Source organism: Mesorhizobium onobrychidis (assembly GCF_024707545.1).
Taxonomy (GTDB): domain Bacteria; phylum Pseudomonadota; class Alphaproteobacteria; order Rhizobiales; family Rhizobiaceae; genus Mesorhizobium; species Mesorhizobium onobrychidis.
The window spans coordinates 6,071,683-6,086,153 of record NZ_CP062229.1; the positions used below are offsets into that span (position 1 = coordinate 6,071,683).

Here is a 14,471-nt window from a genome sequence, read left to right on the forward strand (position 1 = left end):
GAAACCTGTTTCCAAACCATTGGAATCGTTCAATATGCAAGAAGCAAGCGGTGACTTTACTGAGGCTGCCGAGCCATTCCGCCTCTTCGCCGCATGGCTCGACGACGCGACGAAGAGTGAGATCAACGATCCCAACAGCGTGGCGCTGGCGACCGTCGATGCCGAGGGCATGCCGAATGTGCGGATGGTGCTGCTCAAGGGGTTCGATGAAAGCGGATTTGTGTTCTATACGAATTTCGAGAGCGCCAAGGGCCGCGAGATTCTTGGCAGCATGAAGGCGGCATTGTGCTTTCACTGGAAATCGCTGCGCCGGCAGGTGCGCGCGCGCGGGCCGGTGGAGATCGTTACCGAGGCGGAAGCGGACGCCTATTATGCGACGCGTCCGCGCGGCAGCCGAATCGGCGCTTGGGCCTCAAAACAATCGCGGCCGCTGGAGAGCCGCTTCGCACTGGAAAAGGCCGTTGCCGAATACACGGCGCGCCATGCGATCGGCGAGATCCCACGGCCGAAACACTGGTCGGGCTTCCGTATCGTGCCGCAGACGATCGAGTTCTGGCACGACCGACCTTTCCGGCTGCACGACCGCGTCGTCTTTTCCCGCAACGCCAAGGGCGGCTGGGACAAGACAAGGCTTTATCCCTAATTACCAGCTCTCTTCCTGGTCATGAAGGCCATCAAGGCCGCGCGGGCCTCGTCGGATTTGAGCCGCTCGCGGAAATGCTCGCTTTCCAGGCCGATGCGGGCAACGAGCTCCTCACGCGAGCCGCGCATCAGGTCCCGCCCGATCTTCAGCGCTTGCGGCGGCTTGGCCGCGATCTGGCCGGCCGCTGCAAGCACGGAGGCTTCGAGTTCGTTTTCCTCGACCACCGCGTAGATCAGTCCGGCAGCCTTCGCCCGCTCGGCCGAAAAGCTCTCGCCGAGGCCAAGCAGCGCGAAGGCGCCTTGCCGGCCGAGAATCTGCGGCGCAAGAAGGCTCGACCCCGCCTCGGGGACCAGGCCGAGATCGACGAAGGGCGTGCGGAACATTGTGCGCGGTGTGGCGAAGGTCAGGTCGCAGTGCAGGTTGAGCGTGGTGCCGATGCCGACCGCAATGCCGTCGACGCCGGAGACCATGGGCTTTTCCGCCCTGGCCAGCGCCATCAGGAAATCCCAGACTTCGGTGCCGCCGTCGCCGCCGGTGGCGACGACCATGAAATCGGCGAGGTCGTTGCCCGACGAGAAGGCGCCTGAAACACCGAGGAAGACGTGGACGCGGATCGCCGGATCGGCGTCGCCCTCGGCAAGCGCTTTGGACATTTTCGCATACATGGCGCGCGTCAAGGCGTTCTTCTTGTCCGGACGGTTCATGCGGATGATCTGGATGGCGCCCTGTCGCTCGACGAGGATATGGTCTGTCACGGGTGATCCTTTGTGAAACGCCTGGCTTTTGTGAAACGTCAACCTTGTGGATGTCAGGCAGACATCAGTGTCTTGCCGGCAGCCGCAAGGCTTTCGGCGCCGCCAATGACGCGCTCCTTCAGCGCGCCCGCCTCGCCAAGCAGGTTTTCGGCAAAGAAACGGCAAAGGGCGACGCGGCTTTGGTCGGCAAGCGCACCGCGTGCCAGATAGGCGCCGCCCGCCGCAAGCGAGATCAGCCGCAGATACGGCGTCGCACCGGACAGCGCCTCGTCCGAACGCCCGTCGGCAAGCAGCCCTTGCAGGAAACGCGTCGCCTGGCCGAGCTCGTCGAGCGCCTTGTCGAGAGCATCGGCGGTGCGACCAAAACCCTGAAGATTTGAGGTCCGCACTTGATTGGCAACCGCTTTCAGTTCGGCGATGTAACCATGCATATGCTCGCCACCGCCAAGCGGCAGCTTGCGCGCCACCAGGTCGATCGCCTGGATACCGTTGGTGCCTTCGTAGATCGGCGCGATGCGCGCGTCACGATAAAGTGCTGCCGCACCGGTCTCCTCGATGAAACCCATGCCACCATGAACCTGCAGCCCGAGTGAGGCGACCTCAACGCCGACATCGGTGGAAAAGGCCTTGGCCAGCGGTGTCAACAGATTGGCACGTTCCTGCCAGTGGGTGGCTTCATCGCCGACGGATACGCGCGCGTGGTCAATGGCATGCGCACAGGAATAGCTGATGGCGCGCGCAATCTGGGTCAGCGCATTCATGGTCAGGAGGTTGCGCTGCACGTCCGGGTGATGGACGATCGGCGCCATGCCGTTGCCGTCATAGCTTGCAGCCTTGCCTTGCCGGCGGTCATTGGCGTAGGCGAGCGCCTTCTGCGTGGCCGTTTCGGCAACCGCCACGCCCTGCATGCCGACGGCGAGCCGCGCATTGTTCATCATGGTGAACATGCAGGCGAGCCCCTTGTTTTCCTCGCCGATTAGCCAGCCGATCGCGCCGGGGGCGGTCCCTTCGAAACCGTCGCCATAGATCATGGTGCAGGTCGGCGAGGCGTGTATGCCCAATTTGTGCTCCAGCCCGGAGCAGAAGACGTCGTTGCGTGCGCCCAGCGCGCCGTCGTCGCCGACAAGGAATTTCGGCACCAGAAACAGCGAAAGGCCACGCGTGCCGGCCGGCGCGTCCGGCAGCCGCGCCAGCACCAGATGGATGATGTTGTCGGTGAAATCGTGCTCGCCATAGGTGATGAAAATCTTCTGGCCGAAGATGCGGTAGGTGCCGTCGCCGGCCGGCTCGGCGCGGGCGCGCAAGGCGTTCAGATCCGAGCCCGCCTGCGGCTCGGTCAGGTTCATCGTGCCCATCCATTCGCCGGAGACGAGCTTTTCCAAGTATTTGGCCTTCAGCGCCTGTGAGGCGTGCTTGTCGAGTGCTTCGACCGCGCCCATGGTCAGCGTCGGGCCGATGCCGAAGGCCATGGCGGCGGAGTTCCACATTTCGAGCGCCGCCACCCCCAGCATGGTCGGCAGTGCCTGGCCGCCGAATTCCTCCGGTGCGGACAGCGCGTTCCAGCCGCCGTCGATCCAGCGGCGATAAAGCGCCTTCCACCCGGGCGGCATGGTGACGGCAGCGCCGCTCAGCACCGCGCCTTGTTCATCGCCAATCTTGTAGAGCGGCGCGACCTCTTCGCTGGCGAAGCGGCCGGCTTCCGCCAGAATGGCGTCGACGAGATCTTCGCCAAGGTCGCCAAAGGTGCCGGCGTCAAGCGCCGGCTTCAGGCCGGCCACATACTTCAGCGTGAAAGCGATTTCCTCGACCGGTGCCCGATACATGCCGCTCGCTCCTTCTCTGTCCGGCAGGGAAACTTAATATCCGTGCCGACACAAAACCATTCGCTATTGGGTCGCCTCTCCCACCTTCTTTTACGTAAACGTCAATTTTTGTCACGCGGATTTTGCAATTGGAGCTGTTCACGCTAAAATCGGCAAAAAGCCGGACAAGTCGACCGGCGACGGATCAAGAATACCGGATCGGACCGCCCGTGCTCGCCAGACCTGACGCCTATCGCTGCATCGAATGCGGCCTGCCCTATCGAGCGGCAGGTTTTTGGTACCATCGGGGCAAGATCGAGGACGGCGCCGCCTATTGGTCGGATCGCGGCATTCTGTGTTCGCCGCAATGCTCGCTGGCCCATCACCGCAAGCGCCAGCCTGAGGGAACGCTGCCGCAAGCGCCGGCGCCCGACCCGTTCCAGCCGCTCTCCCTCCGTTGATGGCCAGTAAAGCCACCACCGGCAGAATTGCGGCATTCGCCGCGGACCGCCGAAAGTATTTCCTTAACCATGGCGGTTCAGGATCAGGTTTTGGCCAGCAAGGATCTGCTGTTTGAAGCCGCCGGCGCACCCTCTTCGCCGCCTAGGACTCCTCGTCGTCGCGACCGCGATGACAATGGTGTTGGGGCCGACACAAGCCTCGGATTTCTCCGCGCCGTGGAACGATGCCGACCGGGCGCTGGTGATCGACGCCTACGAATACAATCCCATTGATTGGGCTGAACTTGCGACCGACAAGCGGATCGTCGGCTTCATCAACAAGGCGTCCGACGGGATGCCGCCAGCCTATTTCTGTTTCGGCGACGAGACCGAGACGCGGCTCTGCAAGACGCTGTGGAAGCGCCATGCGGTGGCACAGGAACTGTTCCAGACGCGCAAGGTGGTGGCCAAGGCGCTCGGCCTGAAATGGGGCGCTTATCATCTCGCCCGCCCCGGCAACCCTGTCGGACAGGCCAATAATTTCATCAATTTCGCGAAACCTGGTCCGGATGACCTGCTTGCACTCGACATCGAGGATGACGACCCCACGAAATGGATGTCGCTCGAGGATGCAGAGGAGTTCGTGCGCCATGTGCATCGGCGGCTGGGCCGCTTTCCGGTGCTCTACACCAACGGCAAGACCGCCAGGCACATCGCCGACAACAAGTACAAATACCGGCTCCTGTCGCGGCTGCCGCTCTGGTATGCGCGCTACAAGCCGGACATCGGCGTGCATTTCCCGATGGGCAACTGGCAAGGCTACGCACTCTGGCAGTTTTCGGCAAAAGCCAATTGCGGCCGGTTCCGCTGTCCTTACCGGGTGGCCGGCACGCGCAACGATATCGACGTCAATGTCGCACCGATGGATGCCGCCACATTGCGCGCGCAATGGCCCTTCGGCGGCCTGATCGATGCGCAGCCGGATTACCTCGCCTCGATACCGGTGCCTCTCTCGCGCGAGGCCGGCCTTGCGGGCAATGCCATCACCTACGCCACCGTGGTGGCATCACCGACCTTCTCCGAAATGATCGCCATGTTCAGCGCCCGCTGGGCCAAGTTCCGCAGCAGCTTTCAAATGCCTGCTGTGAAGACGTTGCTGCGCCTTCCGCGCGGGATTGCCGAATATGTGGCCTGGACGCGGAAAGAAAAGCCCTCCGCATCAGCCGTTGAAGCCGCGCCCGCCGCCAGCGATCCGGTCAGCACTGCATCAACCGAGTTCGACCGTGGCCTGCGCTGAAAGCTGAAAGCCGTTCGGCGTCAGCGCGCCTGCTCGCGCGCGACGGCCTGCCAGCCGATGTCGCGGCGGCAAAAACCTTGCGGCCAATCGATCCGGTCGAGCGCCGCATACGCTCGTCTCTGCGCCTCGCCGACCGTGCCGCCGACGGCCGTGACGTCGAGCACACGGCCGCCATTGGCGACCAGCGCGCCGCTATTGATTGCGGTGCCGGCATGAAAGATCTCGACGCCATCGCCCGCGGCCTCTTCCACGCCGCGGATGACCGAGCCCTTTTCCGGCGTGCCGGGGTAACCCCTTGCCGCCATCACCACGGTGAGCGCCGCCTCGTCGCGCCAGCGCGCGGAGGTATGCGCGAGTTGGCCGTCGGCAGAAGCGTTGAGCAGGACCAGGAGGTCGTCCTTCAGCCGCATCATCAGCACCTGGCATTCCGGGTCGCCGAAACGGGTGTTGTATTCGATCAGCTTCGGCCCCTCGCCTGATATCATCAGCCCGGCAAACAGCACGCCCGAAAACGGCGCGCCACGTTCGGCCATGCCGCGCATGGTCGGCTCGACGATCTCGCGCATGGTGCGGTCGATCATCTCCGGCGTCATCACCGGAGCCGGCGAATAAGCCCCCATGCCGCCGGTGTTCGGGCCGATGTCGCCGTCGCCGACGCGCTTGTGGTCCTGTGCGGTGCCGAACGGCAGCGCAGTGGCGCCGTCGCACAGGCAAAAGAAACTCGCCTCCTCGCCGGTGAGAAACTCCTCGACCACGACCTCCGCGCCGGCCTGTCCGAAGGATCCGTCGAAACAGGCATCGAGTGCAGCCAACGCATCGGCCAACTTCATGGCGACGGTGACGCCCTTGCCGGCGGCGAGGCCGTCGGCCTTGATGACGATCGGCGCGCCCATCTTTTCGACATAGGCCCTGGCCGACGCAAGGTCGCCGAAACGGCCATAGGCGGCGGTCGGGATGTCGTATTTCGCGCAAAGATCCTTGGTGAAACCCTTCGAGCCTTCCAGCCGCGCCGCCGCCTTGGACGGGCCGAAGACGCGAATGTTCGCGGCGCGGAGGTCGTCTGCAATGCCGGCGACTAGCGGCCGTTCCGGGCCGACCACGACGAGGTCGATCTTTTTCTCCGCGCAGAACCGGGCCACCGCCGCATGATCGGCAATGTCTAACGTCACCAGCTCGGCTTCTTGGCCGATGCCTGGGTTGCCCGGCGCCGCGTAAAGCTTCGTCAGCAGCGGCGAGGCCGCGATCTTCCAGGCCAGCGCATGTTCGCGGCCGCCGGAGCCGATCAACAAAACACGCATGCCCAGATCCCTTGCCATTCCACGATGAGGACTGCGCTATTGCGCCCCGGACGATGGGTCAAGACATTTGGATGGTTTGGGACAAATTGCGCACGGGAACGTCGGGCATCAACGGGGAAGGCTGGTTCGCCGTCTACCATATTTTACGGCATGACCATTTGGCTTGATGCTTGACGGCGTTCGCCTCTGCTGCCACTTCAGCACGATGGAACCCATCCAATCGAAAGCTGCCCAGGGCCGCGTCGCCGATGCGCCGAGCGGCCACTGGGTCTACCGCATTCTGCCGCGCTGGCTGTGGTCCTATGCGCAGCTTGCCCGGTGGGATCGGCCGATCGGTTGGCAGTTGCTGCTGTGGCCGTGCTGGTGGTCGGCAGCCCTTGCCGCAAGTGCCTATCCACGCCCTACTGATCCACTGCTCTCGCTGCTGCCGGCGCCATGGTATCTCGTGCTGTTCCTGATCGGCGCCATCGCCATGCGCGGCGCCGGCTGCACCTACAACGATCTGGTCGACCAGGACATCGACAACCAGGTGGAACGCACGCGCTCGCGGCCGCTGCCGGCGGGAAAGGTCACGCGCCGGCAGGCCTGGGCGTTTCTCGTTATCCAGGCATTGATTGGACTCGCTGTGCTTCTGCAGTTCAACAGCTTTGCCATCCTGCTCGGCATCTGCTCGCTCGCTGTCGTCGCCATCTACCCATTCATGAAGCGATTCACCAACTGGCCGCAACTGGTTCTCGGCCTTGCGTTTTCCTGGGGTGCGCTGATGGGATGGGCGGTCGAATTCGGCGATCTCGATGGCCCGCCCATCATGCTTTATATCGGCTCGATCCTGTGGGTGATCGGCTACGACACGATCTATGCGCATCAGGACAAGGAGGACGACGCCATCGTCGGCGTGCGTTCGACCGCACGCCTGTTCGGCGACAACACCAAGATCTGGCTCTTCGGGCTTTATGGCGGGGCGCTGGTCTGCTTCGCCATCGCCTTCGCCTCGGCGCAGGCGCCGGTGCCGGCGCTGGCCGGGCTGATCGCCGCCGGCGCCCATATGGCGCGGCAAATCGCAGTGCTGGACATCGACGACCCGGACCAGTGCATGCTTCTGTTCAGGTCGAACAACCAGGTCGGCTGGCTGGTCTTCCTCGGCCTGATCGGCGGTGGGCTGTGGGTGGCGCTAAAGCCGCTGGTGTAGGGACCGTTCCCTTCTCCCCTTGCGGGAGAAGGTGGATCGGCGCGCAGCGCCGAGACGGATGAGGGGTGCTGGAAGGAATGAGGCGTTGGTGTTCCCTGGAGCACCCCTCATCCGACCTCGCTTCGCGAGGCCACCTTCTCCCACAAGGGGAGAAGGGAGAGCGCTCGCACTATTCGTCGCGCGAAATAATTTCCTGGCCGCCGATGACCAGCCTGAGGCCGAGTTCGCCGGCCCTGCGACGGGCGAGGAAGCGCGGACGACGCGTGGTCGAAACCCGACCCTTGCGGCGGTCCTGCGCCGGCAGCGTCTTAATGGCGGCGCCAAGCGATTCCTCCAGCGTGCGGGCGACGCCGTCCGATTCGATCAGAAGCATCGGCAGGCGGTAGGCAGCGGCCCAGGCGCGCCAGTCGGCGGCGACATCCTCGAGATCGTCGGCCACCAGCAGCGGCACCGACAGCATCGGATCATTGTGCAGAAGCTCCAGCGTCACCGTGACATTGCCATCCGGATCCTCCATCGCGCGGGCGGCCACGCCACGAAACGCGTTGGCAGGCAGAGCGATGAACGCTGGCACGCCGCTCATCTCCAGCATGCGGCGAATGACGGCGCCACGGTGGTCGATGGTGAAGGTAACGTCGCCATAATCGTCGCGCGTGGCGTAGCTCACCACCTGCGGCAGGCGGAATGGGTCGAGGCGCATGTTGCGCCCGGCCCAGACTGGCTTCAGTCCAGTGTTCATATTGTGCCTTTCCTGTCTCTCCTGAGAGCCGGTCTTCCGGTTCTCCGGGCCGGTTTTTCCAGCCTCGTTGTGGGGAAACGTTAGCGCGGGCTTCTTATCGCAGCGCTTAAGAAAGTCGGTTAAATTTTGCTGATCTCAAGGGGATGGTTATCGGAATGCGACCATTCACAAGACATCGAAAGGATCAGATAACCTTACCGGGATTCATGATGCCGGCCGGGTCGAAGGCCGTCTTCACCCTGCGCATCAATTCGATCGCTATCGGCGGCGCCGTCGCGATCAATTCATCGCGCTTCAGCTGGCCAATGCCGTGCTCGGCCGAAATCGAGCCGTGGAAGCTGCGCACGACATCATGCACGGCCTTGTTCATGGCGTGATAGAGCCCGAGAAACGCTTCGTCATCGCCGCCGACCGGCCGGGAGATATTGTAGTGGAGATTGCCGTCGCCCATGTGGCCGAAACAGACCTCGCGCGCGCCCGGGCTGACCGATTGCACGGCGCCGGCCGCTTTTTCGATGAATTGCGGGATGGCCGCCACCGGCACCGAGATGTCGTGCTTGATCGAGGCGCCTTCGGGCTTCTGCGCCTCGGGCAGCACCTCGCGGAAATTCCAGAAGGCATCGCCCTGCGTGATGCTCGCCGCAATCACCGCATCGCCGACGATCTCCTGTTCGAGGCCGGCTGAGAGCACCTCTTCGATCAGGGCCCTCGCATCCTCCGCCGAGCGGCCCGAAGAGATCTGCATCAGCACATACCACGGCCAATCCCCGGACAGCGGCCGCACGACGCCTGGCGCGTGCTGAAGCGTAAAGTCGTAGGGCCTCTGGCCGATCAGTTCGAACGCGGTGAGCGCGGCACCGGCGCGATCCATCGCCAGGCTGAACAGAGACAGTGCCGCCTCAGGTGACGACAGGCCGGCAAAGGCCACCTCGCGCCCCTTGGGCTTGGGGAAAAGCTTGAGCACGGCGGCGGTGATGATGCCGAGCGTGCCCTCCGCGCCGACAAACAGGTTCTTCAGATCGTAGCCGGTGTTGTCCTTCTTCAGCTTGCGCAGATCATCGAACACCTCCCCGGTCGGCAGCACCACTTCGACGCCGAGGCAGAGCTCGCGCGCATTGCCATAGGCAAGCACACCGGTACCGCCGGCGTTGGAAGAGAGATTGCCGCCGATCTGGCAGGAGCCTTGCGCAGCAAGCGACAGCGGAAACAGCCGGTCGGCGGCATCGGCCGCTTCCTGCAGCGTCTGCAGGATGACGCCGGCCTCGACGGTGACCGTGTTGGACAGGATGTCGATCTCGCGGATGCGGTTCAGCCGCGACAGCGACAGCACGATCTCGCGGCCCGACATATCAGGCACCTGCGCACCGACCAGCCCGGTGTTGCCGCTTTGCGGCACGACCGGCGTTCCAATCTCGGTCGCCAGCCGCATGATGCGGCTGACCTCGTCGACGCTGCCCGGCCTCAGCACCAGCGCCGTCCGGCCATGCCACAGGCCGCGTCTCTCCGTGAGGTAAGGCGCGATATCCTGCTGGTCGCGAAGTGCATATTTGTCGCCGACGATGGCGGCAAAGCGATCGATGAGGGCGGGGTCGATATCCCTTGAGATGTCGTTCATAGCTGGAAACTATGGTGCTCAATCGATCTTGTCACGAGGGGCGGCGGCGCGCGAAAGCCGGTCGTTGATCGCCTCGCCCAGTCCGTCGAAGGGGATCGGCTCGACGGCGATTGTCTTGGCGCCGCTGCGATCGAGATCCTGCATATGGGCAAAGAGGTTGGTCGCGGCCTCGCGCAGGTCGCCGGTCGCGGACAGGTTGCGCAAGGCAGCAGCGCCTTGCCACCCTTCGGCACGGCGGGGCCCGAACGCCAGCAAGGCTTCGCCCCTTGCGACTTTTGCGGCGTTGACCCGCACCGCAGCACCAGGCGCGTAATGCGAGGCGAGCATGCCCGGCGCCTCGATGCCCGCCGCACCGCGCAGAAGCGTCATGCCGGCGGCCGCTTCGATCTCCTCGGCGGCAATGCCGCCTGGCCGCAGCAGCCGCAGCTTTCCGCCCTCGATCTTGACGATTGTCGATTCGAGCCCGACCGACGTCGCGCCGCCATCGACCACCAGCTTGATTTTTGCACCAAGATCGGCCGCCACTGCCTCGGCCGTCGTGGCGCTGATCTTGCCTGAGGAATTGGCGCTGGGCGCGGCAAGCGGGCGTCCGAGCCGGGCGATCAGTTCGCCGCCAAAGCCTTTCGGCACGCGCAGCGCGATCGTATCGAGCCCGGCGGTGACCAGCGGATGAATGCCGTTGCCAGGCCGCTGCGGCAGCACCAGCGTCAGCGGTCCCGGCCAGAATGTCTGCGACAGTCTTTTCGACAGCGGATCGAACAGCGCGATGCGCTCGGCCATCGCCAGATCGGCAACATGGGCGATCAGCGGATTGAAGCGTGGCCGGCCCTTGGCCTCAAAAATGCGCGCCACGCCCACGCCATTGGTGGCGTCGGCGGCCAGCCCGTAGACGGTTTCCGTCGGAATGGCGACGACATCGCCGCCTTCGAGCAGCGCCAGCGCCCGCTCCATCGCCTCGCCGGCGGCAAGTATCTCAGCCACTCTTATCACCTCACAGATGTGGGTGCGTAATACGGTGACGTTTGCGGGGCAAGTCCGGTTGTTAGCGAATTGCCAATCGCTAAAATGCTAGCTTTCCTCGCAAGCCCGCATCAATTCCCGGACGGTATGGTGCCGGCTTGTTGGGGCAAGGGGAATTTTCATGGTCTGGGTGCGTATCCTGGGAGCGCTTGGTCTCACTCTGGCGGTGGGCGGAGCACAGGCTTCGTCCTTCGTTGTTCTCGGTGCACCATCCTCGACGACATCCGTCGTCAAGCTCGGCGCGCCTGAACCGGTGAAGGTGGCTGGGAGCTCCTCGACGCCATCGATCGTGGCGCTCGGCGAACCAGTGCCCGATGTCACCTATGAAAAAGTTGCTGCGATCCCGAGCCAGCCCAAGCCCAAGCATGATTTCATGGAAAGCCCGATGATCATTCGCGGCGGCATCGTCGGCAACGCCTTCGCAAAGCCGGCCCCCAGCGCCGCACCTGCCGCGACAACCGCTGCCGCAGCACCTGGGGCGGCCACCAGATCCGACAAAAAGATAACGGCAACGAACAGCCCGCCTGAGCCCGCAACGCCGCAACCAACGCCCATTCCCGAGATTGACCAGGCCAGATAGGCGTTCGAGGCCAGGACGGCGCTCGCGCGCCGCCTGGTTCATTGAGTAAAATTCCGTCGCCTGAAAAACTCAGGCCGCGACTTCTTCGTCCACGTCGGTGGCGTCCGACTCTTCCTCTTCGTCGGTGTCCTCTTCGTCAGCGTCCGGCGCTTCGGCCTTCACTTCTTCGTCTTAGTCTTCCTCGTCATCCGAGAGGGTAGCGGCTTTGTCGTCTTCAGCGCCTTCGTGGTCGTCACCGTCCTCATCGTCTTCCGACAGCTCGGCAGCTTCGATCACGGCAGCGGCGGCCTCGTCGAGGGTTGTTTCGGAAACGGGCTCAAGCGTCTCGGCGGCGGTTTCTTCTGTCACTTCGATGTCGCGAGCGGAATTCATGGAAGCCTCCGTGGGGTTGGGGACTTGTCCCTTGTGCCACGCTGAGATCATCGTCATATGACTGTAAGCCGGCTCGAACCGGCTATAGGAAAGAAATTATTTTCCCAAGCCTCAGCCGGCGATTTTCGAGAAATCCGCAACCTGGTCGGTCGCTGCCCGGATGCGTGCCAGCAGTGCCAGGCGGTTGGCACGAACGGCCTGGTCCTCATCATTCACGAGAACGCGTTCAAAGAATGAATCAACCGGTTCACGCAACGCGCTAAGCGCCAGCATGGCGGCGGAAAAGTCTTCGTTGTGAATCGCTTGGCCGGCTTCCTTCTCGGCCTGATTCACCGCGGCAAACAGCGCTTTCTCGGCATCTTCCCGGAATAGAGCCGGCTCAACACGTTCGGCGATCGTCGTTTTCTTCTTCTCTTCGGCGGCCAGGATGTTGGCCGCACGCTTGGTGCCGGCAAGCAGGTTCTTGCCGTCCTCGGTGTCGAGGAAGGAGCCAAGCGCTTGGACGCGGCGGACAATTTGAAGGAGATCGTCGTTGGACGATTGGCCAATCTCCCCCCTTGAGGGGGAGATGCCCGGCAGGGCAGAGGGGGTCGTCTCGCGTGGATCGGCGCCCCACTCTGTCGCCTCTGGCGACATCTCCCCCTCAAGGGGGGAGATAGGGCGCGGCGCCAACACCGCATCTATCAAATCATGCCGCGCACCTTGGTCGCGGAGATAGACCTTCAAGCGGTCGTGGAAGAAGGCGAGGAGGTCGGAGCGGTAGATTTGCTCCGCCTTCCCTTCCAGCGTTGTAACGGCATTCTTGTCGAGATAGTTCGCCCACTCATAGGCGCTTCCGAAGATGGGTGTGAGCGCCAATCGGATACCGTTCTCGACCAGAATCCTCACCACCCCCAGCGCCGCTCTTCTCAGCGCATAGGGATCTTTTGACCCTGTCGGCTTTTCATCGATGGCCCAGAACCCGACCAGCGTGTCGAGCTTGTCGGCGAGCGCCACGGCCACGGATACCTGATCGGTGGGCACGCGGTCGGAGGGTCCCTGTGGCTTGTAGTGTTCTTCTATCGCTGCGATGGCGGATGGATGCTCACCTTGCAGCAGCGCATATTTGCGGCCCATGGCGCCCTGCAATTCCGGGAACTCGCCGACCACCTCGGTGGTGAGATCGGCCTTGGCCAGAACGGCGGCACGCTCGGCGCGCTCGCGGAGATATTTCTGCTCGACGTTCAGATCGTCGGCGGCCAGAAGCTTGCCATCGACGAAATTCGGCTGCTTCGACAACGTGTCAGCGATTTCGCCAGCCAGCCTCTTGATCCGCTCAACCCGCTCACCCTGCGTGCCGAGCTTGGCGTGGAAGGTGACGCCGAGATGGTCGAGGCGGGCCATGCGCTGGTCGAGCGGCTTCTTGAGATCGAGCCCGAACTTGTCCGCCGATGCCTGCAACTGGTCGAGGTCAGGCAGGTCGCCCTGGTCGGTCTTCCAGAAATAGAGCGCGTCGGAGAGACGGGCGCGCACCACCTTGCCGTTGCCGTAGGCGATCTCCTTGCCACCGTCGCTTGCTTCGATGTTGGCGGTCAGAATGAAGCGGTTGGAAAGCTCTTCATCGACGCCCTGCGGCCGCGTCACGAAGCACTTCTGGTTGGCGCGGATGGTCAGCCGGATCACCTCGGCTGGAATGGCGAGAAAGTCCTGCTCGAATTCGCCCATCAGCACGACAGGCCATTCGACAAGGCCGGACACTTCCTCGAGCAGCCCGTCGTCCTCGACCAGATCGAGCCCGTTGGCGAAAGCGAGGTTCCTGGCGTCGGAAAGGATGATCTCCTTGCGTCGGTCGGCATCGAGCACGACCTTCGCCGCCTCCAGCTTGGCGGCATAGTCGTCGAAACGGCGCACGGTGATCGCGTCCGGCGCATGAAAACGGTGGCCGTAGGTGACATTGCCCGAGCGGATGCCGTCGATCTCGAAATCGACCACCACCGGCTCCTCGGTTTCCGGGCCGAAGGTGCAGAGGATGGACTGCAGCGGCCGCACCCAGCGCAACGATCCGGGTTTCGCCGAGGCCGGCCCCCAGCGCATCGATTTCGGCCATGGAAAGCCGCGGATGATGCCCGGCACCAGCTCGGCGATGATCGCCTCGGCCGCCCGGCCCGGCTTCGCAATGTGGGCGACATAGAAGTCGCCCTTCTTCGGATCGGCATGGACATGCGCCTCGGCGATCGAGGAGAGACCGGCCTTGCGCAGAAAACCCTGGACCGCCTGTTCGGGCGCATTAGTCGACGGCCCCTTGATCTCCTCGCTTATGTCCTTCGAGCGCGCGGTCACGCCGCGAATGTCGAGCGCCAACCGGCGCGGCGTCCAATATTCGCGCGCCGCCTCATACGTCAGCCCGGCCTCAACCAAACCGTCCGTCATCATCTTCTTCAGGTCGCCCGCCGCCTTGCGCTGCATGCGCGCGGGAATCTCTTCCGAACGGAGTTCTAAAAGCAGGTCGGGCATTGATTGTGCTCACGCGGCAAAATGGTCCGGGCGGGCATAGCAACTCGGCTGGCCGCTGTCACCCTTCCCCATGCAATCGGCGCATCTACCGACGATTCCAAAAATATTCCGCTGCCTGTCGGGTCGAAGCGGGGTCATCCGTCCTTGGGTCAAAGATCTCCATGAACCGAACGCAGCGCTGAAGCGACCAACGCTCAGGCAGAGAACTATTGGCTGAACGACAATGAA

At 63.5% G+C, this 14,471-nt stretch carries 13 protein-coding genes; 5 read left to right on the forward strand and 8 right to left on the reverse strand.

Annotated elements, in window-relative coordinates; all coding sequences use genetic code 11:
- Window positions 1–34: 34 nt before the first annotated feature.
- Complete coding sequence (gene pdxH, locus IHQ72_RS30075) at window positions 35–643, forward strand: pyridoxamine 5'-phosphate oxidase (RefSeq protein WP_258119180.1); 609 nt, start codon at window positions 35–37, stop codon at window positions 641–643.
- Here pdxH and IHQ72_RS30080 read toward each other — a convergent pair.
- Window positions 640–1,398, reverse strand: coding sequence for a crotonase/enoyl-CoA hydratase family protein (locus IHQ72_RS30080; protein ID WP_258119181.1), 759 nt, complete (start codon window positions 1,396–1,398; stop codon window positions 640–642). The two genes, pdxH and IHQ72_RS30080, sit on opposite strands and share 4 nt — an antisense overlap.
- Before the next feature lie 53 nt (window positions 1,399–1,451).
- Window positions 1,452–3,221: an acyl-CoA dehydrogenase family protein gene (locus tag IHQ72_RS30085; protein ID WP_258119182.1), complete on the reverse strand. Its 1,770-nt coding sequence runs from the start codon at window positions 3,219–3,221 to the stop codon at window positions 1,452–1,454.
- Between the two features lie 209 nt (window positions 3,222–3,430).
- On the opposite strand from IHQ72_RS30085, the gene IHQ72_RS30090 reads away from it, so the two are divergent.
- Entirely contained in the window at window positions 3,431–3,661 is a 231-nt protein-coding gene (locus IHQ72_RS30090; protein WP_258119183.1) for a hypothetical protein, read from the forward strand.
- A gap of 169 nt (window positions 3,662–3,830) precedes the next feature.
- The gene (locus tag IHQ72_RS30095) at window positions 3,831–4,937 is read left to right on the forward strand and encodes a glycoside hydrolase family 25 protein (protein ID WP_258119184.1); all 1,107 of its coding nucleotides are present in this window, start codon (window positions 3,831–3,833) and stop codon (window positions 4,935–4,937) included.
- A 20-nt stretch (window positions 4,938–4,957) separates the two neighbouring features.
- On the opposite strand, the gene purD is transcribed toward IHQ72_RS30095, so the two are convergent.
- Window positions 4,958–6,235: a phosphoribosylamine--glycine ligase gene (gene purD / locus IHQ72_RS30100; protein ID WP_258119185.1), complete on the reverse strand. Its 1,278-nt coding sequence runs from the start codon at window positions 6,233–6,235 to the stop codon at window positions 4,958–4,960.
- A gap of 205 nt (window positions 6,236–6,440) precedes the next feature.
- Here purD and ubiA point away from each other — a divergent pair, with 205 nt between their 5' ends.
- A complete protein-coding gene (gene ubiA, locus IHQ72_RS30105; RefSeq protein ID WP_258119186.1) occupies window positions 6,441–7,424 on the forward strand; it encodes a 4-hydroxybenzoate octaprenyltransferase in 984 nt (327 codons plus the stop codon).
- 169 nt (window positions 7,425–7,593) lie between these two features.
- On the opposite strand, the gene IHQ72_RS30110 is transcribed toward ubiA, so the two are convergent.
- The 3 genes from IHQ72_RS30110 to IHQ72_RS30120 all read right to left on the reverse strand — a co-directional run bounded on the left by IHQ72_RS30110 (window position 7,594) and on the right by IHQ72_RS30120 (window position 10,759).
- Window positions 7,594–8,163 (reverse strand): DUF6101 family protein, encoded by a 570-nt coding sequence (locus IHQ72_RS30110; RefSeq protein WP_258119188.1) that lies wholly within the window; start codon window positions 8,161–8,163, stop codon window positions 7,594–7,596.
- Window positions 8,164–8,347: 184 nt separating this feature from the next.
- Window positions 8,348–9,778, reverse strand: coding sequence for an FAD-binding oxidoreductase (locus IHQ72_RS30115; RefSeq protein WP_258119190.1), 1,431 nt, complete (start codon window positions 9,776–9,778; stop codon window positions 8,348–8,350).
- Between the two features lie 18 nt (window positions 9,779–9,796).
- Complete coding sequence (locus IHQ72_RS30120; RefSeq protein ID WP_258119192.1) at window positions 9,797–10,759, reverse strand: L-threonylcarbamoyladenylate synthase; 963 nt, start codon at window positions 10,757–10,759, stop codon at window positions 9,797–9,799.
- 160 nt (window positions 10,760–10,919) lie between these two features.
- Here IHQ72_RS30120 and IHQ72_RS30125 point away from each other — a divergent pair, with 160 nt between their 5' ends.
- Entirely contained in the window at window positions 10,920–11,378 is a 459-nt protein-coding gene (locus IHQ72_RS30125; protein WP_258119194.1) for a hypothetical protein, read from the forward strand.
- A 171-nt stretch (window positions 11,379–11,549) separates the two neighbouring features.
- Here the strand turns inward: IHQ72_RS30125 and IHQ72_RS30130 are convergent, their stop codons facing one another.
- Both IHQ72_RS30130 and glyS read right to left on the reverse strand, forming a co-directional pair.
- Entirely contained in the window at window positions 11,550–11,750 is a 201-nt protein-coding gene (locus IHQ72_RS30130) for an ATPase (RefSeq protein WP_309508710.1), read from the reverse strand.
- Window positions 11,751–11,861: 111 nt separating this feature from the next.
- Window positions 11,862–14,243, reverse strand: a complete 2,382-nt coding sequence (gene glyS, locus IHQ72_RS30135) for a glycine--tRNA ligase subunit beta (protein ID WP_258119196.1) — start codon at window positions 14,241–14,243, stop codon at window positions 11,862–11,864.
- Window positions 14,244–14,471 lie beyond the last annotated feature (228 nt).

Bases quoted from the DNA above. Each gene is read 5' to 3' on its own strand.
- ubiA (WP_258119186.1), top strand. From the start codon at position 6,441: ATGGAACCCATCCAATCGAAAGCTGCCCAGGGCCGCGTCGCCGATGCG.
- IHQ72_RS30115 (WP_258119190.1), bottom strand. From the start codon at position 9,778: ATGAACGACATCTCAAGGGATATCGACCCCGCCCTCATCGATCGCTTT.
- pdxH (WP_258119180.1), top strand. From the start codon at position 35: ATGCAAGAAGCAAGCGGTGACTTTACTGAGGCTGCCGAGCCATTCCGC.
- IHQ72_RS30085 (WP_258119182.1), bottom strand. From the start codon at position 3,221: ATGTATCGGGCACCGGTCGAGGAAATCGCTTTCACGCTGAAGTATGTG.
- IHQ72_RS30125 (WP_258119194.1), top strand. From the start codon at position 10,920: ATGGTCTGGGTGCGTATCCTGGGAGCGCTTGGTCTCACTCTGGCGGTG.
- purD (WP_258119185.1), bottom strand. From the start codon at position 6,235: ATGCGTGTTTTGTTGATCGGCTCCGGCGGCCGCGAACATGCGCTGGCC.
- glyS (WP_258119196.1), bottom strand. From the start codon at position 14,243: ATGCCCGACCTGCTTTTAGAACTCCGTTCGGAAGAGATTCCCGCGCGC.
- IHQ72_RS30130 (WP_309508710.1), bottom strand. From the start codon at position 11,750: ATGAATTCCGCTCGCGACATCGAAGTGACAGAAGAAACCGCCGCCGAG.
- IHQ72_RS30110 (WP_258119188.1), bottom strand. From the start codon at position 8,163: ATGAACACTGGACTGAAGCCAGTCTGGGCCGGGCGCAACATGCGCCTC.
- IHQ72_RS30095 (WP_258119184.1), top strand. From the start codon at position 3,831: ATGACAATGGTGTTGGGGCCGACACAAGCCTCGGATTTCTCCGCGCCG.